Raw genomic sequence first — 20386 nt, forward strand, 5'->3', positions numbered from 1 at the left:
ACATGCACGCACTCGATACCGTTATCGATCTGTCGCGCGCGCAGTTCGCTGCGACCGCGCTGTATCACTATCTGTTCGTCCCGCTCACGCTCGGCATGAGCATGCTGCTGGCGGCGATGGAGACCATCTATGTCATCACCGGGCGGGCCATCTACCGTCAGATGACCCATTTCTGGGCCAAGCTGTTCGCGATCAATTTCGCGCTCGGCGTGGCCACCGGGCTGACCATGGAGTTCGAGTTCGGTACCAACTGGTCGACCTACTCGCACTTCGTGGGCGATATTTTCGGGGCGCCACTGGCTATCGAGGGCCTGATGGCGTTCTTCCTCGAGTCGACCATGGTCGGGTTGATGCTGTTCGGCTGGGACAAGCTCTCGCGGGGCAAGCATCTGCTGGTGACCTATATGGTCGCCCTTGGCTCGAATCTGTCGGCGTTGTGGATTCTGATCGCCAATGGCTATATGCAGGCGCCGGTCGGCTCGGAATTCAATCCGGCAACCATGCGGGTTGAGCTGACCAGCTTTACGGATCTGCTGTTCAATCCGGAAGCCCAGGCCAAGTTCGTGCATACCAGTATCGCCGGCTATCTGACCGCGGCGATCTTCGTGATCGGGATCAGCGCGTTCTACATGCTGCGCCGGCGGCACCTCGAACTGGCCAAGCGCTCGTTCCGGGTGGCGGCGCTGTTCGGCATCTTCGCCAGTATCGCCGTGATCTGTCTGGGCGATGCGCTGGGCTTTATCAACGGCGAAGACCAGCCGACCAAGCTGGCGGCGATGGAAGGCCTATGGGAGACCGCCGAGGCGCCGGCCGGCTTCAATGTCGTGGCCTGGCCCGATCAGGACAATCGGGAAAATGATTTCGAACTGCAGATCCCGTATCTACTCACGCCTTTGGTCACCCATAGTTTCGATCAATCGATTCCAGGTTTTGCCGATCTGGAACAGCAGGCAGAGGCCCGGATCCGCAACGGTATCCCGGCGCTGACCGCGCTGCAGACCCTGCGCGACAACCCGGACGATGCCGCGGCCAGGGCCCAGTTCAATAACCATAAAGAAGATCTGGGCTATGCGCTGCTGGTGCAGCGTTATGCATCGGATGTGCAAAACGCCACGGACGCCCAGATCGCGAAGGCCGCGGCCGACAGTATTCCGCCGGTGTTCCCAGTGTTCTGGGGTTTTCGGATCATGGTCGGGCTGGCCTTCGTGATGATGGGCTTTCTGATCCTGGCAGTGATCTATTCGCTGCGCGGCACGATCACCGACAAGCGCTGGCTCCTCAAGATCGCGCCGTGGATGATTCCGGTGCCGTTCATTGCCAACGAAGCCGGCTGGGTGGTCGCCGAGCTGGGCCGCCAGCCTTGGACCGTCTATGGCCAGCTGCCGACCTGGCTGTCCGCCTCGACCCATTCGGTGGGCTACATGATCTTTTCGCTGATCGGATTCGTGGCTCTCTACACGCTGTTCATCATCGTCGAGATGTTCTTGATGGTGAAGTTCATCCGGCTCGGCCCGGACGACGGTCCGCAGGGCGGCCACGAACAGGCCGAAGCGACCCCCCAACCCCGCATGTCGCAGTGGAGCGAGGCATAAAATGGAGCTTTACATCGTACTCAAGCTGATTTGGTGGGCCCTGCTCGGCGTGCTGCTGATCGGCCTCGCGGTCATGGTCGGCATGGATATGGGCGTCGGTGCGGCCCTGCGTTATCTGGGCCGTACCGACGGCGAGCGCCGGGCTGCGATCAACATGATCGCGCCGCACTGGGACGGCAACCAGGTCTGGTTCATCCTCGGCGGCGGGGCGGTATTCGCGGCCTGGCCGACCATCTATGCCACGGCGTTTTCCGGGTTGTATGTGGTGATGCTGGTGCTGCTGTGGTCGATGATCGTACGCCCGCTGGGTTTCGAATATCGCAGCAAGCTGGCCAGCGCGCGCTGGCGCGGCGTCTGGGACTGGGCGCTGTTCGTGTCGGGGGCGGTGCCGATGATCGTGTTCGGCGCGGCCATTGGCAATATGCTCGAAGGCGTGCCGTTCCATTTTTCGTGGAACATGGTGTCCTACTACACGGGTAGTTTTATCAGTCTGTTCAATCCGTTCGCGGTGCTATGCGGGCTGATGTCGCTGTCGCTGGCCCTGTATCAGGGCGCGACTATGGTCATGGGACGGGGCGAAGGCGTGATTCGCGAGCGCGCGGCCCGGCTGGCCACGGTGGCGGGCGCGGCTGCACTGGTGTTGTTCAGCATCGGCGGTATCTGGGTCTGGCAAATGGCGGGCTATACGATCACCAGTGCCATCGACCCGGCCGGGCCGGCCATCCCGTTGAACAAGACCGTGGCCCGCGAAGCGGGTGCCTGGCTGCATAACTACGGGGCGCTGCCGGTGCTGTGGCTCATCCCGGTGTTGGTCTATCTCGCGGTTGCCGGCGGCATCGCCGCGGTACGCCGCGGTGCCTCGACCCTGGCCTGGTGGGCGGGGGCTCTCGCCTGGGCGGCCACGCTCGGCACTGTGGGGGCTGCAATGTTTCCGTTTCTCATGCCGTCTTCGAGTGCGCCCGACCAGAGCCTGACCGTATGGGATGCCTCGTCGAGCGCCGGCACGCTGGGTTGGATGCTGGTGTTCACCCTGATCTTCGTGCCGATCATCGTGACCTATACCAGCTGGGCGTTCTGGGTGATGCGCGGCAAGGTCACCCCAGAGTCGATCGAGCATGACGAACATGCGTACTAGACCCACGTTGTCGGGAGCCAAGACATGAAAGCCGTTGCCCAATTCGTTTTCTGGTTCGTGGTCGCGCTGATCGCGCTGTTTCTGGCGATCGTGCTGGGGGAGCGCGGGGCCTGGTATCTGGCCTGGGTGCTGGGCACGGTGATGATCATTCTCATCGCCGTAGCCGGCACGGTCATGCTGGATGTCCGTTACGAGGATGAGCCTCGCGAATGAGGCGACGAGACGCCGGGTCGGGGAGACCCGGCGTTCGTTTAACTGTCGGCTGCGGTTTTAGACCGCGCCAGCACCGGCCGGAGCGCCGCCCATGCCGTAGAGCAGCGAGCCGCCAATCAACCAACCGATCAGCAGCTGAATGATCCAGCCGATGACGACCACACCGACCGCGCGCAGCGTGTTGTCGTAGTCGAGCGCCTGGCGCACGGCGACCACCATCGTGGCGACCATCCAGATCGCGACGACGATACCTACGATGCCACCCAGCACCGGAATGATCTCGAAGATGCGCAGCAGACCCGGCGAGGCTGCAAAGCCCATGGTGCGCAGCAGCTGGCCTAGGTCGGCCTCGGTCTGGCTCTGGGGCAGCAGCTTGGTGCCGACGACCCAGATGATCGCGGCCCAGATCAGCCAGCCGATCAAGGCGGCCAGGGTGACAATGATCAGCCCGCCGAAGCCCATATGGGTCAGGGCGCCGATACCGGCGGCCAGCGAGGCCAGTACCACGACGGCTGCTGCCTGACCGGTCGCCGAGTGGTCGTGTTCGACTTCTTCGTAGATCGGGACCTCGAGTTTGGCCGCGCCGATCATGCGTTGGATGAAACCGTGCATGCGATTGCTTCGTGGTTGATTGATTCAGACGACAGCGTGGCTCAAAACAGGCCCGAAAGGCCAGCGGCATCGATCGACAGCCCAAATCCGCAGCGAGGCACGATTGCTGCATTGCGCAACCCGCGGCAGCGGCTTAGGCTACGTACATACCTTTCATGAGCGGGGATCACCCTGCGCGCTCTACTACTTATCAATCGCGAATCGCGCCAGGGCGAAGCCAATGCCCAGACGGCGGTCGAGCATCTGGCCGAACGTGATGTCGAGGTCATCGAGGGCCGTTTCCAGCAGCCGGAGGATGTGGCGTCCGAGATCGAGCGCTATGCCGAGAGTGTCGATGTGATCGTGCTCGGCGGCGGGGACGGTACACTCAACCTGGCATCGAAATCGGTCATGGAGACCGGGCTGCCCATGGCAGTGTTGCCCTTGGGCACGGCTAACGATTTCGCCCGAACCTTGTTGATTCCGACCGACTTGAAATCGGCCTGCGACAACGTGGTCGATGGCATCGACCACGGCATCGATCTCGGCCAGTGCAACGACGTGTATTTTCTCAACGTCGCCAGCATCGGCCTGGCGGTTCGGGCCTGCGAATACCGCTCGGATGCAGCCAAGAAATGGTTCGGCTCGCTCGGCTATGCCTCGAACGTGATCTCCGCGGTCCGCGATACCGAACCGTTCCAGGCCCAGGTCTCGTTTGCCGACCAGACCCGACAGCTGCGCTCGATCCAGATCGCGGTCGGCAACGGCCGTTACTTCGGTGGCGGCATGGCGGTGTCTAGCGATGCCGCGCTCGACGATGGTCGGCTGGATTTGTACAGCCTCAAACCGCGGCCGTTGTCGTCGCTGCTGGCGATGTTGCCCGGGCTGATGAAAGGCCCCAACCACGCTATGCAGGGCGTGCAGCTGTTCGAAGGCGAGGAGTTTCGGATCGAGACCGAGCAGTCGATGAACATCAACACCGACGGCGAGATCCTGACCCAGACGCCGGCCACCTTCCGGGTGTTGCCGAGTGCGCTGACGGTCAAAGTGCCCCAGGCCTATCTCGACCAGGGCAATGGATCGCGTCGGGTTGGTGGCCAGAACTAGACCCGGTTCGGGAGGCTAATCGTGAGTCGGCGCCCAGAACGATTCGAAGACGTCGAGGCGCTGGTCGATTGGCTGATCGAGCGGGTGGGCCCGGACATCCGGCTTGGGGCGCCGCTGGGCCTGGGCAAGGCCGCGACGCTGATGAACGCGCTGTATCAGCGCGTCAAAGCCGATCCCTCGATCGAATTGACCATCATCACGGCTTTATCGCTGGATGTGCCCCAGCCTTCCGGCGACATCGAACGGCGGCTGATGCAGCCGATCGCAGAACGTCTGTTCGAGGACTATCCGGGGCTGGATTATCTGCGCGATCTGAAACGTGGCGCGCTGCCCGACAATGTGACGGTATCGGAATTTTTCTTCCAGCCGGGGGCGATGCTCGGCAACCGCTATGCCCAGCGCCATTATCGTTCGGTGAACTATACCCACGCGGCCCGCGATCTGATGGCCGCCGGCGTGAACGTGCTGATGCAGATGGTCGCGCCCGGCCTGGCCGATGACCAGGTCTCGCTATCCTGCAATACCGATGTCACGCTCGATCTGATGCCCGAGGTCGAGCGCCTGCGAGAGGCCGGGCAGGCGCCGCTGGTCGTGGCCCAGCTCAATCACCAATTGCCGACCATGACCCGCAGCGCGCTGGTCGAAGCCGACCGGCTCGATGCCTTGTTCGAAGGCCCCGCGGCCAACTTCAAGCCGTTCGGCACCCCGCACGAAGCGGTTTCGGATGCCGACTATGCGATCGCGGCTCGGGTGAGCACGCTGATCGCCGATGGCGGCACACTGCAGATCGGCATTGGCAGCCTATCGGATGCGATCGCCTACTGTCTGGATCTGCGCCATAACGACAACCCCCGCTTTCAGCGCCTGATCGAACGCCAGCCGGCGAGCGAGAGCGAGCAGGCGCTGGTGGCGGCCTATGGCGGCCGCGCGCCGTTCGAGCGCGGTCTTTATGGCTGTACCGAAATGCTCGTCGATGGCTATGTCCAGCTGCATCGGGCCGGGGTGATCCGACGAGCGGTCTATGACGATCTGACCGTCCAGCGGTTGCTCAACAAAGGCGCGATCGACGATGCCGTCGGCCCACGCACGCTCACGGCGTTGCTCGAAGCGGGGGCGATCTGGGCTCGGCTCGAAGCCGCCGATACCGCCTGGCTCAAGCGTATTGGGGTCTTCGCCGAGCATGTCCACTGGGCCGATGATCGACTCGATCCGGGCGACGGCGAGGCCCCGATTACGCCCGACCTGGCCGATCGCGAGGCCCGCAGCGAAATCGAAGCGCGGTGCCTGGGCATGCATCTGGCCGGGCCGACGCTGGTCCATGGCGGGTTCTTCCTTGGGCCGAGTTCGTTCTATGCGCACCTGCACGAACTCGATATATCCGCGCGCGATCAGTTCCATATGACCGGGATCGGCGCGATCAACCATCTCTACGGCCAGGAAGAGCTCAAGCGGGCCCAGCGTCGCCATGCCCGGTTCGTCAATACGGCCATCAAGGCCAGCCTGGACGGCGCGATTGCCTCGGACGGGCTGGAGTCTGGGCAAGTTTTATCGGGTGTAGGCGGACAGTACAACTTCGTGGCCCAGGCCCACGAATTGTCCGGGGCGCGTTCGGTCATCTGCGTACGGGCCGTGCGGTCCGGCTCGAAAGGGCCCGAATCCAATATCGTGGCCCACTACGGTTACAACACGATCCCGCGCCATCTGCGCGATATCGTAGTCACCGAATACGGGGTGGCCGATCTGCGCGGCAAAACCGATGAGCAGGTCGCGATTGCGCTGATCGAGGTCGCCGATGCCCGTTTCCAGAATAAACTGCGTTCGGCCGCGGTGGCCGCCGGTAAGCTCTCGCCCGATTATCGGATCCCCCAGCGGGCGCGATCGAACACCCCCGATGCGGTAGGCGGCTGGCTGGCGCCGGATCGCGATGACGGCTACTACCCGCGCTATCCCTATGGCTGCGAGTTCACGGATATCGAGTTGACCCTGATCTCGGCCTTGAAGCCATTGTCGTCGGCATCCAAGACCGGACTGCTGCGCACCTTCGCCCGCCAGGCGCCCCGGCTGCGGCAGCATCGCCCGGCCGCCGAGCCCTATCTAGAGCGGCTGGGGCTGGCTGCGCCGAGTGGCTGGCGCGAGCATTTCAATGCGCGCCTGGTGACCCTGGCGCTGCTCAACGCCGGGGTGATCGGCAGCGAATAACGCGCCGGCTTAGCTCAGTGGCTGGATTGGCCCACGGTAAAGCGCTCGGCGCCGATCAGCTGGCCATCGTCGGTCACGACCGCGACCCGCCAATGTCCGCGCGGATCGGCGCCCAGACTCTGTTTGTGGCTCCAGGTACGAAACCCATTCTTGCGGGTGCCGCCCTGGATTTCTAGCGGAATCCGGCCGACGATCTGGCCGTCATGCGACCAGATATGCAGCACGCCCTGATGCAGCCCGCGTGGGGCCTTGATCGCCGAGAACGCATACAGGCCGTTGGCTCGAATTTGGGCCACGCTGAAGTGGTGGCGGTTGGCGCCGGGCTGGCGGGTCGCGGTATCGAGCTGGGTGGTGATCGCCATCTGCTTGGCGTTCAGGGTCGCCGGCGGGATCCAGAACCGTGTCATCCAGGCGCCGCCAGCTAGGGCGAACGACAGCGCCGCCAGCACCAGCCAGCGCCACCAGCGCCCGGCCTGCAGTACGTCGTTGAAGCTGGGCAGGGCACAGACGCCCATCACCGCCGAGGCCAGAGCGATCGAATCCCCTGTCGTCAGCGAGCCGATGATCGGGCCGGCTGCCAATAGGGCGACGAACAGAGTAAAGGCGTGATAGCCCAGAAACAGCCAGCGTCGCGGCGCAATCACCTCGTAATAGATTGGATCGATCGCCGAGACCACGGCAGCCAGAATCAACAAGCCGGTAAACAGGGATTGCGCCGACTGCCAGGTGGTGGTCGCCAGAAAGAACGGCAGCACGAAAAACAGGGTTTCTTGATGCAGGGCCTGGGCGGCATAGCGGACCAGGATCTGGGGCACGCGCTCGCCGACGAAGCGCGCCAGCACGCGGCACAGCAACCCCTCGAACAACAGCGCGACCCAGCCGAGCAGCATTAGCGCGGCCAGCCACTGGGCGAGCGCGTTTTGGCGCTGGATTAAAAAATAACTGCCCAGGCCGATCGCGAACGAGGCTACCGGCAGCAGCCAGCGTAGACGATAGCCGATCCGGCCGAGGCGGCTGTTCGTGATGGCCTCGATCAGCCGGTCGGCACGGCTGGCGGTGGCCGGGGTTGCGAGCGCGGGATCGGAGGTCGACACGGGCCAAGACGAGGGGCGAAATCAGGGGCAATCATAGCAGCGCGTTCGGCCCTGGAACGGGCTGATGGATAACGCCGGCTGCAACGCCATGACCGCGCCGGCCGTACACGATCGGGCGCGGGTGTTACCATCAGCGTCTATCGATAACCGTCGCAACGGATCGAGGTCCCATGAGTGAATTCAAGGGCATTCCGGTCGTCACCGGAACCAAGGTCGACAAACCCAACGGCACACGGGCCATCAAGAATGGCATGAAGGCGTCGAAGAAGGCGGCTTCCGTACCCATCGGGCGCAAACCCGATTGGCTGCGCGCCAAGCTGCCGGCAGGCGAGGAATACGGCAAGGTCAAGGCCAATGTGCGCAAGCACAAGCTGGCTACGGTCTGCGAGGAGTCGATGTGTCCGAACATCGGCGAATGCTGGTCGCATGGCACGGCCACGATCATGATCATGGGCGATACCTGCACGCGGGCCTGCAAGTTCTGTGCGGTTGATACCGGCAATCCGCACGGCTGGCTGGATGCCGACGAGCCCGAGCATTGTGCGGACTCGGTCGAGATCATGGGCCTGAATTACATCGTGCTGACCTCGGTAGATCGCGACGATCTCGCCGACGGCGGCGCCCAGCACTATGCCGACTGCGTGGCGGCCATCAAGCGTCGTACCCCCGAGGTGCGGGTTGAGGCGTTGGCGCCGGATTTCGGCGGCAATCCGACCCATGTAGAAACCGTGGTCGATTCCGGGCTCGAGGTGTTCGCCCAGAACGTCGAAACGGTCAAACGCCTGACCCACTACGTGCGCGATGCGCGGGCCGGCTACCAGCAGACCCTGGACGTGCTGGCCCATGCCAAACAGCATAATCCGGACGTGCTGACCAAGACCTCGGTCATGCTCGGCCTCGGCGAGACCGAAGATGAGATCGCCGAAGTTCTGGATGACCTCAAGGCCGCCGGCGTGGATATCGTCACCTTCGGCCAGTATCTGCGCCCGACCGTCAATCATCTGCCGATCGATCGCTACGTGCCGCCGGAGGATTTCAAGAAGTACCGCCAGTGGGGCTTGGCCCGCGGTTTCCTGGAAGTCGTCTCCGGGCCCCTGGTGCGCAGCTCGTACCGCGCCGATCGCGTGTTCGACCAGAACAACGCTGGGCTGGAAGAGACTGCCTGAGCAGGTTAGCCCGGTAGCCGGGTTGATCCGGATCAACGCCGTGTCTGCCACGATGCCTACGATGAAAGCGATGGTCTGCCGACCTTGGGTGGGCCGCAGCGGGAGATCGTGGCATGCATACAGACGAAGGACGGATCACCGAGCTCGACGAGGCAACCTGTCGCCAGCTTCTGGCCTCGCACCGAGTCGGCCGGATCGCGATCAACGCCGAGCCGAGCCCAGAGGTTCTGCCCGTCGACTATGCCCTGCGTAGCGACGGGCTGATCTTTCATAGCGGGCTGGGCACCAAACAAGCGGCTGCAGCCCGTGGCCAGGCTGCGACGTTCCAGGTCGACGGCGTCGATATGGCGCGCCGGGCCGGCTGGAGCGTGATGGTCCGTGGTCGGCTGGTGATTACCGATGAATCTGAGTCGCCGGAATTGCCCGAGCCCCTGCCCGGTGGCGAGCGGCCCTATGTTGTGCATCTATCGCTGGATACGATCAGCGGACGCCGTATTCCTCCGGAGCGCGGCTGGCTTATGCCGGGCCGGGTATGGCATGGCCAGGATGCTACGGACCTGATGGGATAGCGTCGTATCCGTGCCGCCTGCCAGCTGCGCCGGTCGGATAGGCCAAGCGATGATTTGCGAATCACCCGGCCAGCATGGGGCGCCGCCGCAGCGGCGCTTTCGATCGGAGTGCGCGCGGTGATGGGCTGCTAGGCGGTTTCAGTGCCGGCCGGGCCGAAGAATTCGTAGTGTACCGCCTCCTGCGGTACCCCTCGGTCGCGCAGCAGTTCCGCCACGCCGGCCATCATCGGACGCGGCCCGCAAAAGTAATAGTCGGCCGCGGCATCGCCGAGGGCGCGCTCGAGTAGGCTGTCTGAGACATAGCCTTCGCTAGCCGACACATCGGCAACTGCCAAGTCGCCGTCGCCGGGCGCGCTGTAGCAGATATGCACCTGCAGTCGGGGATGCTGGTAGGCCAGGGCATCGATTTCAGCCGCGAACGGCCGCCGGTCGCGGTCGCGCACGGCCTGGATGAGCACGAGTGGCCGGTCACCGGGCTCGGCCAGTGCGGCATGCAGCATCGACAGCAGCGGCGTGATGCCGATGCCGCCAGCGATCAGCACCAATGGCCGCATGGGCTGCTCGGGCAGTTCGAGCGTGAACTGGCCACAGGGCGGGCTAACCTGGACGTGGTCGCCGGTCTTGAGCTGTTCGTGAGCGAAGCTCGAGAACATACCGCTCGGTGTTTCGGACGAGTCCGCGGTTTCGTACTTGATGCTGATGCGGTAATAAGGCGTGCCCGGGGCATTGGACAGACTGTAATGGCGTGGCGCGCTCTCGCCGGCGGCCGGGGCCTGATGGATAGCGATATAACGCCCTGGCTTGTGGCAGGCCAGGGACCGTTGGTCGAGCGGCGCGAGATAGAGCGAGACCACATTCTCGGCAACGGTTTCGCGCTCGGTCACCACGAAGGGCTTGAACCCGGTCCAGCCGTGGTCGCGCAGCTGTTCGGCATAGAGTTGTCGTTCCCGTTCGATAAACAGGTGGGCGAGTTCGTCGTACGCCGTAGCCCAGGCATCGATGACGTCATCGGTCGCAGCCGGCCCCAATACCTCGCGGATCGAGGCCAGCAAGTGGCGGCCGACGATCGGATAGTGTTCCGGGGCAATGCCCAGCGAGACATGCTTGTGGGCGATCAACTCAACAGCGCCTTCTAGAGCTGTCGGATGGTCGATGTTTGCAGCGTAGGCACAAACCGCATCCGAAAGCGCCTTCTGTTGCTGGCCGGTGCGTTGGTGGGCCGGATTGAAGTAGCGTCGGACTTCTGGATTGTGGGCGAACATCCGGGCATACATATGACGCGCCAGTTGTTCGCCGTATTGCTGAAGAGCGGGCACGGTCTGTTGGATGACCGCGACTTGATCGCGACTCGGCATGTCTGTCCTTTTAACCGGCATGTGATATACCTTTTTATAAGAAGTATATTGCATACCTATTTAGGCCGCCAAATATGCAGCTGACCACCCACACCGATTACTCACTACGCCTGCTGATGTATCTGGCCGTTCGCGATGACGCACAGCCGGCGCATATCGGCGATGCCGCTGCGAGTTACGGTATTTCGTCACACCATATGGCCAAGGTGGCCCAGACCCTGGTGCAGCTGGGCTATATTCACAGTTATCGTGGCCGGGGCGGCGGCGTGGCGCTGGCGGTGCCGCCGGCGCGGATCAACATCGGCGCGCTGGTGCGCCAGACCGAAAACCTGCAACTGCTGGAGTGTTTCGGGCCGGATTCATGCTGCCCGATCAACCCGGTCTGCCACCTCAAGCGCACCCTGGGCCAGGCCCAGCAGGCTTTTCTGGGCGTGCTCGACGAGTACACTCTGGACCAGGTGGTGGCCAACAAGCAGGCGCTGCAGGCTCGTCTGGCCTGCTGAGCACGGCCATAAAAAAGCCCGGCACGCCAGAGTGCGCCGGGCCGGATGACCGGGATACGATCGCCTGCAATCAGGTCTGGGGAGGCTGTCCGTTGGAGGCCATCAGGCCGCCGTCCACCGGCAGATTCACGCCGTTGACGAAACGCGCTTCATAGCTGGCTAGAAACGCCACGACATCGGCGACTTCTTCGGGCTCGGCACCGCGGCCGAGCGGGATGCGCTCCTGGAACTTGGGGTAAACCGCCTCGTCCTCGAAGTTCGCACCGCCCATCTCGGTTCGGGTGAGGCCGGGGCAGACGGCGTTGACGCGTACGCCGTCGCGGCCATGATCGAGCGCCAGGGCCCGGGTGAAGTTCGCTACCGCAGCCTTGCTCGCGTTGTAGACGCTCATGCCCCAGTCGCCGCCGAGGGCCGATACCGAGGAGGTGTTGACAATATTGCCGCCGCGCGCAATCAGATGCGGCAGGGCCGCCCGGCAGCAATAGAATACGCCGTCGGCGTTGATCGCCATGACCTGACGCCAGGTGGCGTCGTCGGTGTCGGGAATACGCCCCTGGGTCGCCACCCCGGCGTTATTGAACAAGACGTCGAGGCCGCCGAAGCGCGAAACCACGTCCTCGACCAGGGCGTTGGCTTCGTCGGCCTTGGATACATCCGCCGGCCGGATCATGACTCGCTCCGGATCGGGCAGGTCGGCGGCCACGCGGTCGAGCTTGTCCCGGGTCCGGCCGACGAGCACCACGTTGGCGCCTTCGCGAGCGAAGCGCCGTGCGCTGGCGGCGCCGATGCCCGAGCCGGCGCCAGTGATCAATACAGTCTGGTCAGCAAAACGTTCTGTCATGGGGTCCCTTACAAAAGAAGACGCCGGCCGCATACCGGCCGGCGTCTTCGAAGCAATGGCTGGACTATGACAAGTCGCCGATCACAGCCCAACCCGGGCAACTACGGACTGACCTATTTCTCGAACACCATAATGCCCCAGGCCAGATGGCCGGCGTTGCCGGCATCGACCCAGTGCTGCAGACCTTTTTTCATATTGGCGATATAGGTCTGGGAGATATGGCCGTCGAGTTCGGCCTCGCGGGCCGCCAGCTCACGCTTGATACCGCCATAGTGGCGCGGCACCTGCTGCGTGTGGTCCTCAAAGACGCGTTCGGTGAGGCCGCGCCGGGTCAGTTCCTTGCGGTAGAAACCGGGCGAACCCATGGTCTCGAGCTGGATCCGGTCCAGTACCGGCTGCAACACGTCGGACGGGCAGCCGTCGGCCATCATTGGGTCGGTGAACACGAACAGCCCGCCGGGTTTAAGCACCCGAACCGCCTCGTCGAGCACCCGTGTGCGGTTGCCGGAATGCAGGATCGCATCCTGCGACCAGACCACGTCGAAGCTCGCATCGGCATAAGGGATGTTTTCGAAATCGCCGTCGACGATATCGACCCGGTCGTCCAGGCCGCGTTCGGCGGTCTGGCGACGAGCGCGCTGGTTCTGAACCTCGGATAGGTTCAACGAGACCACGTGGGCACCGTAATGCTCGGCCAGATAACGGGCTGAGCCGCCATAGCCCCCGCCGATATCGAGCACCTTGGCCTGAGCGCCGAGCTGGTCGGCCGCCAGTTCGCCCATGCGGGCGACCGTGCGGTGGCTGGCGCCCAGCACTGGCTCGTCATCGGACTGATAAAGCCCGATATGGATATCTTCGCCGCCCCAGAGCCGCGAATAAAAATTGTCGGCGTCGTCGCTGTTGTAATAATTCTGAGCCGTCTTGACCGCCGGAGAATAGCCGCTGTCGTCCTTGGCGGCTTCGCCTTCTTCATCCGCGTCTTCGAGCAGATAGCTCTTCTCGGCGACATTGATGAAAAAGTCCGGATCTTGTTCGCGATAGCTGGACTGGAAATCGCCGTAGGTCGTGACCTTCTGGAAGCCCACCTGGTGCATCAGGTCGTGCACGTACGACTTACGCAGCGGAAACATATTCAGGTGATAGACCGAGCCGTCATCCGAGAACTGATAACGGAACCGGGCCAGGCCCTCGTCGATATGCTCCGGCTCGGCGGTCACACCGTCGCCGCAGTAATAATACTTGTGGCTGGGGCCGCCGGACTTGCCATCCAACAGCGCATCGTAGTTGCGCTGGTCAAGGATGAGAATGCCGTCGTGCTTGAGCATCGAGTAGAACTCGGCCAGCGCACGGCGGCGATCATGTTCGTTGAAAATATGGGTAAAGGAGTTACCCAGGCAGATGATCGCATCGTAGCGACCGACCATATCCCGAGTCAGCCAACGCCAGTCCGTATGCACGGTCTTGAGGATGAAGCCGCGATCACGGGCGTTGTCGAAGGCCTTGGAGAGCATCTGCGGGCTGCCATCGACGCTGGCGACTTCGAAGCCGGCGCGTAACAGCTGGACCGAATGGAAACCGGTGCCACAGGCTGCATCGATGACGGTCTTGCAGCCGTATCGTTTGAGAACGTCGATGAAAAAGCTGCCTTCGCTGGCAGCACGTCCATCCCAGTCGATCAGATCGTCCCAGCGTTCCACGAAATCGTGGACGTATTCGTGCTGGTAGTGATCGGTTTCGCGGATTTCGGTAGGCGCATCGCCGAAATCCTGCTCGCGTTGAAACATCGGGTCTGCGGTCGGATCGCTACTCATACGCATGTCCTTTTGTTGCAGCCGTTCACACGCGCACGGCGCCGGCCACAAGCTCTTCAAATGGATCGCTTACACCCTAGTCAGAGTTACGGATGAACTTCAATTCAGCTTGTGCACAAGATATGGGTTGCGACCGCTAGCCGGGCGCTGTAAGGCAGTGCGATCAAGGCCTAAGACGATCCATGTCATTTCCATGACGGTTACCGGATCGTCGCCGGATGCGCACCGATCTGCGCAAATTAGGTGAGCTAATGCGCCGATTCACTGAGTTATACATCCGACTGGACGCGACCACCGCGACCAATCCGAAAGTTGCGGCCATGCGCGACTATTTCGAAGCTGCGCCGGCAGCCGATGCGGCTTGGGCGGTGTCGTTTCTGTGTGGGCGTCGGATCAAGCGGCTGATCCCTGGCCCGCGGCTGCGCGAATGGGTGGCCGAGGCGATCGGCATGCCGATGTGGCTGGTCGAGGAAAGCTATTCGGCGGTGGGAGATTCGGCCGAGACCATGACGCTGCTGCTGGATGAAATCGAAGCCGGCAGCCAGGGGCTGGAACTTGCCCTGCACGAATGGATCGAGGCGCGCATCCTGCCGCTGAAAAACCTCGACGTGGCCCAGCAGAAGGCCCGGCTGTTCAGTTACTGGCGGGAACTACCCACCGAGGCACGATTCACGCTCAACAAGCTGTTGACCGGGGCGTTTCGCGTCGGCGTCTCGCGACGGCTGGTCACCCGGGCCCTGGCTGAGGTGGCCGATATCGAGCCGGCTCGGGTGGCCCATCGTCTGATGGGGCGCTGGCAGCCCACGCCGGAGTTTTTCGAGCGGTTGGTCGATCCAGCCGATCGCGGTGAAGATGCCGCTCAGCCGTATCCCTTCTTTCTGGCTTCGCCGATTGAAAATGCCTCGATCGAGGCCGTCAGCGACCTCGGTCCAGTTAGCGAATGGCAGGCCGAATGGAAATGGGACGGCATTCGGGCCCAAATCATCCGCCGTGCCGGGGAATGTCATATCTGGTCGCGCGGCGAGGATCTCATGGAAGGGCGCTTTCCCGAACTGGAGTCGGCCGCGGCAGCGCTACCTGAGGGCAGCGTGCTCGATGGCGAAATCCTGGCCTGGGTGGCCGGCGACAGTTTGCCGTTGCCCTTTGCGCGGCTGCAGCGCCGGATCGGCCGCCTCAAGCCTTCGGCCAATATGCAGGAAAAGCATCCGGTACGCTTTTTTGCCTATGATCTGATGGAAGACCGGCACCGTGATATCCGCGAGCGGCCGCTGGAAGAACGACGCCAACGTTTAACCGAGGCTTTGCAGGGGGTCGATGAGCGCATCGCGCTGTCCGATACGCTGTGCGCCGATTCCTGGGACGAGCTCAGCGCTCTGCGCCAGCGCTCCCGGGAATACGCGACCGAAGGGTTCGTGCTCAAACGGCTCGGCTCGCCGTATCGGGTCGGTCGGGTGCGCGGCGACTGGTGGAAGTGGAAGGTCGACCCGTACTCGATCGACGCCGTGCTGCTGTATGCCCAGCCGGGCTCGGGCCGGCGCTCCAACCTGCTGACCGATTATACGTTCGCGGTCTGGAGCGGCGAGGAACTGGTGCCGTTCGCCAAGGCCTATTCCGGGCTGACCGATGCCGAAATCCGCCAGGTCGATTCTTGGATCCGGAAGCACACCAAGGAACGGTTTGGTCCGGTGCGCTCGGTCACCCCGCATCATGTATTCGAGCTGCATTTCGAGGGCATTCAGGCCTCGAATCGGCATAAATCGGGGATTGCCGTGCGTTTTCCGCGTATTGCTCGCTGGCGTACTGACAAGCCCCTGGCCGAGGCGGATACGCTGGATAACGTCAAAGCGTTGCTGCCGCCGAACGAGCAGCGCGGTATTTCGTGAACCGGCCCGTTCGTGTCAGTTCGCGCGAGGCCAAGGCACTGGATCCAAGCTTCGTTTGGCTTCGGCCGAAGCCCTGCAAGGGTCACAGAATGCGCCGTCGCCGATCTCTGCCATGGGCGCCATGGGCGCCTTTGAAGCCCCGGTCACGAATGAACCAACTGGGCTTTGATGCGTCGAATGGGCTGTCGAGCCGAGCGCCTCTAGGGTCAAGATTATGACGAATGAGATCGATAAAACACCGAAGCGGATTCGCTGGGCCGATATGACCTGGCGAGACTATGTCCGGATCGGTTTCGGTGTGTTCTTCTTTCTGCTTGGGCTGGCCGGGCTGGTATTGCCGATTCTTCAGGGCATTCTGTTTTTGATCGTTTCGGCGATCCTGCTGGCGCCGTATTCGCTTTGGGTACAGAAGCAGCTCGCCCGCCTGGAAGAGAAATTTCCATGGCTGTCGGAGAAGGCACGTGGCGTGGCCGCGCGCTGGAGTGGCAAGAAGCCGGCCGATGAGTGAAGCCGTCGTCGCCCAACCGGCCCCGGTCGATGCCCGTATCGAGCGCTGGTTCGCCGAACGCGACTGGACCATCTTCGATTTCCAGCGCGACGCCTGGGCAGCCCAGCGCCGCGGCGAATCCGGTCTGATCCATGCGCCGACCGGCACCGGCAAGACGCTGGCCGCCTGGTTCGGCGCGGTCAACGACTGGCTGGCGAGCACCGACGACGAGGCTGCTACGCCCGAGCTGACCGTGCTCTGGATCACCCCGCTGCGGGCACTGGCCGCCGATACCACCCAGCATCTGGCCGCATCGGCCACCGAGCTGGGCCTGAGCTGGACGATCGAGCGCCGTACCGGCGATACCAAGTCGCACGTCAAGGCGCGCCAGCGCAAGAAGCTGCCGAGCGCGTTGGTGACCACGCCGGAAAGCCTGAATCTGCTGCTGTCCTATGCCAATCACGCGCAGATGTTCGCCGGTCTGCAGTGTGTCGTGGTCGACGAATGGCACGAGCTTCTGGCCACCAAGCGCGGCGTGGCCCTCGAACTGGGCCTAGCCCGGCTGCGGGCGCTCAATCCGCAGCTCCGGATTTGGGGCTTGTCAGCCACACTCGCCAATCTGGACGAAGCTGGCGATGTGCTGACCGGTGGACGAGACGTCACGCGCATTCGTGGCGTGGTGCCGTCGACCACCGAGATCACCGCCCTTATCCCGCCGACCATCGAACGCTTCCCCTGGGCGGGGCATATGGGCACGCAGATGGTCGAGCCGGTGATCGCTGCCCTCGAGGCGGCCCAGACCACGCTGTTTTTCACCAACACCCGCTCCCAGGCCGAGCTCTGGCACCAGGCATTGATCCGTGCTCGGCCGGCCTGGCTGGACAAGATTGCGCTGCACCACGGCTCGCTCGATCGCGAGCTGCGGGATACGGTCGAGGCAATGATCGCCGACGGCCGGCTGGCCTGTGTGGTGGCCACGTCCAGCTTGGATCTCGGCGTGGATTTCTCGCCGGTCGATCAAGTAATCCAGGTCGGCAGCCCCAAGGGCGTGGCCCGCCTGCTGCAGCGGGCCGGGCGCTCTGGCCACCGGCCCGGCGTGCCCAGCCGGATTCTCTGCGTGCCGACCCATGCCTTCGAGCTGGTCGAGATCGCGGCCGCCCGGCGCAAGGCCGAGGCCGGCGAGCTGGAATCACGCCGGCCGCTGATCGGCGCGATCGATGTGCTGGCCCAGCATCTGGTTACGCGTGCGCTCGGCAGCACCGGCGCCGGCGGAGTAGCCGTAGACGAGCTGCTGACCGAGATCCGAAGCAGCCATGCCTATCGTGATCTGAGTGACGAAGAATGGCAGTGGACACTGGATTTCGTGACCCGTGGTGGTGCGGCATTGTCGGCCTATCCGGAATTCCGTCGGGTCGATCTGGTAGAGGGCAAGCTCGCGGTCACCGACAAGCGCATCGCCCGCCGGCATCGCATGACCATGGGCACGATCACCTCGGATGCCGCGATGAGCGTGCGCTGGGTCAAGGGCGGCCGGCTGGGCACGGTCGAGGAACGCTTCATTGCCCAGTTGAAGCCGGGCGACGTATTCTTGTTTTCCGGTCGGCTGCTGGAACTGGCCCGGGTCAAGGAGCTGACGGCCTACGTCAAAGCGGCCACCCGCAAGAATCGTCAGGTGCCGCGCTGGGCCGGTGGACGGATGGCGATCTCGGGCACCTTGGCCGATGCGATTCGCGATTTGCTGGAAGCCGCTCGCGACGATCGCTACGACGAACCGGAACTGGCGGCCACCCGCGATTTGCTGGAACTACAGAAACGCTGGTCGGCGTTGCCGGCTGCTGATGAACTGCTGATCGAACACGTCAGCTCTCGCGAAGGCCGGCACTGGTTTTTCTATCCGTTCGCTGGCCGTCTGGCGCATGAAGGGCTGTCGGCACTGGTGGCCTGGCGGCTGGCACGCATGCACAAGGCCACGTTCCGGTTTTCGGTCAACGACTACGGCTTCGAACTGGTGACCCGCTCCAAGGTCGAGTTCACGGTTGCTGAGCTGCGTGCGGCCCTGTCCGAAGAGAATCTGGTCGATGATCTGTTGACCTGTCTCAATGCCTCGGAGCTGGCCAAGCATGCCTTTCGCGATATCGCACGCATCGCTGGGCTGGTGTTTCCTGGCTATCCCGGCACTTCGAAAAGCGCCCGCCAGATCCAGGCCTCCAGCGGTCTGGTCTATGACGTGCTGGTGCGCTACGACGCCGAGAATCGACTGCTTGGCCAGGCCCGCCGCGAAGTGCTGGAACGCGAACTGGAAATAGGCCGGCTGCGCTCGGCGCTGCAGCAGATCGCGACCCAGTCGATTCGTCTGGCCGAGCCGCTGCGGCTGACGCCGCTAGGTTTCCCGCTCTGGGTCGAGCGGGTGGCCAGTCAGGTGACCGGCGAGTCCTGGCGTGATCGGGTCGAGCGGATGACTGTGCAGCTTGAGAAGGCGGCCGACAAGAAGTCGGTTCGTTGAGGCTGTTGATCGCTTGAATGATGTTTATGGATGGAATGGCGTTTTAGGGGTGTGTGTTTTGTAGTCGTACTGCAGCGCGAAACAGCCCGGCGCGGCCGGCACGTAGGTTGTTCAAAGCACTCGGGTTCAAGGCTTGGCGTATCTGATTTGAGCCACGAGGTGAGTTAGATCTCGGTTTCGCACTGCTGTGCGAGTCCCTTTATTTGCTTGCCCAAATAAAGGAACCAAACAAAAGGCACCCGACACGGCGCCGGCTAACGCCGGTGCACTCCGATGCTCACGGCCACGGGATGCGGCCAGAACTCGGGCCGCTTTGGCGGCCCTCAGACAGCTGGCCGCACCGGCGCTGTGCGCCGGACACCCGTCGCCGCTGTGCGTCTGCGTCGCCGCGTAACGGGACAGAATACAAACCAGGCCGTCCACGGCATCGCCGGCCCGCTCTGTACTACCCCTTGGGCGTAGCGCCGAGCAGTGGAGGGCCAAGGCGAAAAGACCGCTGGTAGAAGGAAAACAAGACCTAATGATGGTGCGATACGGGCCCACTGAGCGTCGACCGTGGTTGAAAACCCAATATCCAACCCGACCCACAATCTTCAGTACGCCCTGTTTGCAGGGCATGACCACCGAATCCGAGTCTGATGAGCGCAAGCACCGATACGCCACATAGAACCCACGAGGCCGAGCTGGAGCTGGGCGGCGAACGCCTGTTGCTGCGCGCCGACCATAGTCTGTACTGGCCGGCTGGTGAGACGTTGTTCGTCGCCGATACCCATTTCGGCAAGGGCGGGGTGTTTCGGCGCCAGGGCGTGAATGTGCCGAGCGGGACGACCGAGGCGGATCTGGCCCGGCTTACGGCGGCTCTCGATGCAACCGGCGCTCGGCAGTTGATCGTGCTCGGCGATTTCGTACATGCGCCGCCGGCCGGCGACGAACCGTGGCTAACGCGTTTTGCCGCCTGGCGTGATACCCATCGTGGGGTAGAGATCGTGGTAACACGCGGCAACCACGATCGAATCAGTCGGTTGCCAGTCGAACTGGGGATCGAGTGGCAGGCCGGGGCCCGGCGTATTGGGCCGTTCGTTGCGCAGCACGAACCGGGTGTGGATACGCGCGGGCCGGTGCTCTGTGGGCATATTCATCCGGTCGTACGCCTTGCGGCCGGCAGCGAACGGGCCCGCCCGCCGGCGTTCTGGCTCGGCCACAATGGCCTCGTATTGCCTGCCTTCTGTGGCTTTGCCGGCGGCGGGATGGTCAGCCCGGAGCCGGATGATCGGGTGTTCGTGATCGGGGAGGGCGAAGTGATCGAAGCCCGGCTCGGATGAGGCTGCGTTGCAGTG

Annotated in this window: 17 protein-coding genes; 12 read left to right on the forward strand and 5 right to left on the reverse strand. The window is 63.3% G+C overall.

Annotated elements, in window-relative coordinates; translation table 11 throughout:
* Positions 1-2 precede the first annotated feature (2 nt).
* The 3 genes from V5738_RS01620 to V5738_RS01630 are packed head-to-tail and all read left to right on the forward strand — an operon-like array spanning position 3 to position 2940.
* Positions 3-1592: a cytochrome ubiquinol oxidase subunit I gene (locus V5738_RS01620; RefSeq protein WP_423822651.1), complete on the forward strand. Its 1590-nt coding sequence runs from the start codon at positions 3-5 to the stop codon at positions 1590-1592.
* A gap of 1 nt (position 1593) precedes the next feature.
* A complete protein-coding gene (gene cydB, locus V5738_RS01625; RefSeq protein WP_423822652.1) occupies positions 1594-2727 on the forward strand; it encodes a cytochrome d ubiquinol oxidase subunit II in 1134 nt (377 codons plus the stop codon).
* 24 nt (positions 2728-2751) lie between these two features.
* Positions 2752-2940 carry a hypothetical protein gene (locus V5738_RS01630; RefSeq protein ID WP_423822653.1) on the forward strand — a complete coding sequence of 63 codons (189 nt, stop codon included), beginning with the start codon at positions 2752-2754 and terminating at the stop codon, positions 2938-2940.
* Positions 2941-2997: 57 nt separating this feature from the next.
* On the opposite strand, the gene V5738_RS01635 is transcribed toward V5738_RS01630, so the two are convergent.
* Positions 2998-3552: a YIP1 family protein gene (locus V5738_RS01635; RefSeq protein WP_423822654.1), complete on the reverse strand. Its 555-nt coding sequence runs from the start codon at positions 3550-3552 to the stop codon at positions 2998-3000.
* A gap of 189 nt (positions 3553-3741) precedes the next feature.
* Between V5738_RS01635 and V5738_RS01640 the strand changes: the two genes are divergently transcribed.
* Positions 3742-4638: a lipid kinase gene (locus V5738_RS01640; RefSeq protein WP_423824224.1), complete on the forward strand. Its 897-nt coding sequence runs from the start codon at positions 3742-3744 to the stop codon at positions 4636-4638.
* Positions 4639-4659: 21 nt separating this feature from the next.
* Positions 4660-6837, forward strand: a complete 2178-nt coding sequence (locus V5738_RS01645; protein WP_423822656.1) for an acetyl-CoA hydrolase/transferase C-terminal domain-containing protein — start codon at positions 4660-4662, stop codon at positions 6835-6837.
* A gap of 14 nt (positions 6838-6851) precedes the next feature.
* Here the strand turns inward: V5738_RS01645 and V5738_RS01650 are convergent, their stop codons facing one another.
* Entirely contained in the window at positions 6852-7931 is a 1080-nt protein-coding gene (locus V5738_RS01650) for a DUF5924 family protein (RefSeq protein WP_423822657.1), read from the reverse strand.
* 170 nt (positions 7932-8101) lie between these two features.
* On the opposite strand from V5738_RS01650, the gene lipA reads away from it, so the two are divergent.
* Together lipA and V5738_RS01660 are read left to right on the forward strand one after the other, a co-directional pair.
* Positions 8102-9097: a lipoyl synthase gene (lipA, locus tag V5738_RS01655; protein WP_423822658.1), complete on the forward strand. Its 996-nt coding sequence runs from the start codon at positions 8102-8104 to the stop codon at positions 9095-9097.
* Positions 9098-9210: 113 nt separating this feature from the next.
* Positions 9211-9666 (forward strand): pyridoxamine 5'-phosphate oxidase family protein, encoded by a 456-nt coding sequence (locus tag V5738_RS01660; RefSeq protein WP_423822659.1) that lies wholly within the window; start codon positions 9211-9213, stop codon positions 9664-9666.
* A gap of 128 nt (positions 9667-9794) precedes the next feature.
* Here the strand turns inward: V5738_RS01660 and hmpA are convergent, their stop codons facing one another.
* The gene (gene hmpA, locus V5738_RS01665) at positions 9795-11021 is read right to left on the reverse strand and encodes an NO-inducible flavohemoprotein (RefSeq protein WP_423822660.1); all 1227 of its coding nucleotides are present in this window, start codon (positions 11019-11021) and stop codon (positions 9795-9797) included.
* A 74-nt stretch (positions 11022-11095) separates the two neighbouring features.
* Between hmpA and V5738_RS01670 the strand changes: the two genes are divergently transcribed.
* The gene (locus V5738_RS01670) at positions 11096-11524 is read left to right on the forward strand and encodes an RrF2 family transcriptional regulator (RefSeq protein ID WP_423822661.1); all 429 of its coding nucleotides are present in this window, start codon (positions 11096-11098) and stop codon (positions 11522-11524) included.
* Positions 11525-11594: 70 nt separating this feature from the next.
* Here the strand turns inward: V5738_RS01670 and V5738_RS01675 are convergent, their stop codons facing one another.
* Both V5738_RS01675 and V5738_RS01680 read right to left on the reverse strand, forming a co-directional pair.
* Positions 11595-12365 carry an SDR family NAD(P)-dependent oxidoreductase gene (locus tag V5738_RS01675; protein ID WP_423822662.1) on the reverse strand — a complete coding sequence of 257 codons (771 nt, stop codon included), beginning with the start codon at positions 12363-12365 and terminating at the stop codon, positions 11595-11597.
* Positions 12366-12478: 113 nt separating this feature from the next.
* Positions 12479-14176 carry a methyltransferase domain-containing protein gene (locus V5738_RS01680; protein ID WP_423822663.1) on the reverse strand — a complete coding sequence of 566 codons (1698 nt, stop codon included), beginning with the start codon at positions 14174-14176 and terminating at the stop codon, positions 12479-12481.
* A gap of 251 nt (positions 14177-14427) precedes the next feature.
* Here V5738_RS01680 and V5738_RS01685 point away from each other — a divergent pair, with 251 nt between their 5' ends.
* From V5738_RS01685 to pdeM, 4 genes are all read left to right on the forward strand, one after another.
* Positions 14428-16059, forward strand: coding sequence for an ATP-dependent DNA ligase (locus V5738_RS01685; RefSeq protein ID WP_423822665.1), 1632 nt, complete (start codon positions 14428-14430; stop codon positions 16057-16059).
* Positions 16060-16273: 214 nt separating this feature from the next.
* Entirely contained in the window at positions 16274-16567 is a 294-nt protein-coding gene (locus V5738_RS01690) for a hypothetical protein (RefSeq protein WP_423822666.1), read from the forward strand.
* Positions 16560-19049: a ligase-associated DNA damage response DEXH box helicase gene (locus V5738_RS01695; RefSeq protein ID WP_423822667.1), complete on the forward strand. Its 2490-nt coding sequence runs from the start codon at positions 16560-16562 to the stop codon at positions 19047-19049. The genes V5738_RS01690 and V5738_RS01695 overlap by 8 nt, the downstream gene beginning before the upstream one ends.
* A 638-nt stretch (positions 19050-19687) precedes the next feature.
* Positions 19688-20371 (forward strand): ligase-associated DNA damage response endonuclease PdeM, encoded by a 684-nt coding sequence (pdeM, locus tag V5738_RS01700; RefSeq protein WP_423822668.1) that lies wholly within the window; start codon positions 19688-19690, stop codon positions 20369-20371.
* The last annotated feature ends 15 nt before the right edge of the window (positions 20372-20386 follow it).

Origin of the sequence: Salinisphaera sp. SPP-AMP-43 (genome assembly GCF_049568105.1) — a bacterium.
Taxonomy (GTDB): domain Bacteria; phylum Pseudomonadota; class Gammaproteobacteria; order Nevskiales; family Salinisphaeraceae; genus Salinisphaera.

Excerpts from the sequence above, each read along its gene's own strand:
- V5738_RS01695 (WP_423822667.1), top strand. The coding sequence starts at position 16,560 with ATGAGTGAAGCCGTCGTCGCCCAACCGGCCCCGGTCGATGCCCGTATC.
- lipA (WP_423822658.1), top strand. The coding sequence starts at position 8,102 with ATGAGTGAATTCAAGGGCATTCCGGTCGTCACCGGAACCAAGGTCGAC.
- V5738_RS01675 (WP_423822662.1), bottom strand. The coding sequence starts at position 12,365 with ATGACAGAACGTTTTGCTGACCAGACTGTATTGATCACTGGCGCCGGC.
- V5738_RS01670 (WP_423822661.1), top strand. The coding sequence starts at position 11,096 with ATGCAGCTGACCACCCACACCGATTACTCACTACGCCTGCTGATGTAT.
- V5738_RS01685 (WP_423822665.1), top strand. The coding sequence starts at position 14,428 with ATGCGCCGATTCACTGAGTTATACATCCGACTGGACGCGACCACCGCG.
- V5738_RS01630 (WP_423822653.1), top strand. The coding sequence starts at position 2,752 with ATGAAAGCCGTTGCCCAATTCGTTTTCTGGTTCGTGGTCGCGCTGATC.
- V5738_RS01620 (WP_423822651.1), top strand. The coding sequence starts at position 3 with ATGCACGCACTCGATACCGTTATCGATCTGTCGCGCGCGCAGTTCGCT.
- V5738_RS01635 (WP_423822654.1), bottom strand. The coding sequence starts at position 3,552 with ATGCACGGTTTCATCCAACGCATGATCGGCGCGGCCAAACTCGAGGTC.
- cydB (WP_423822652.1), top strand. The coding sequence starts at position 1,594 with ATGGAGCTTTACATCGTACTCAAGCTGATTTGGTGGGCCCTGCTCGGC.
- pdeM (WP_423822668.1), top strand. The coding sequence starts at position 19,688 with ATGAGCGCAAGCACCGATACGCCACATAGAACCCACGAGGCCGAGCTG.
- V5738_RS01690 (WP_423822666.1), top strand. The coding sequence starts at position 16,274 with ATGACGAATGAGATCGATAAAACACCGAAGCGGATTCGCTGGGCCGAT.
- V5738_RS01680 (WP_423822663.1), bottom strand. The coding sequence starts at position 14,176 with ATGAGTAGCGATCCGACCGCAGACCCGATGTTTCAACGCGAGCAGGAT.
- hmpA (WP_423822660.1), bottom strand. The coding sequence starts at position 11,021 with ATGCCGAGTCGCGATCAAGTCGCGGTCATCCAACAGACCGTGCCCGCT.
- V5738_RS01660 (WP_423822659.1), top strand. The coding sequence starts at position 9,211 with ATGCATACAGACGAAGGACGGATCACCGAGCTCGACGAGGCAACCTGT.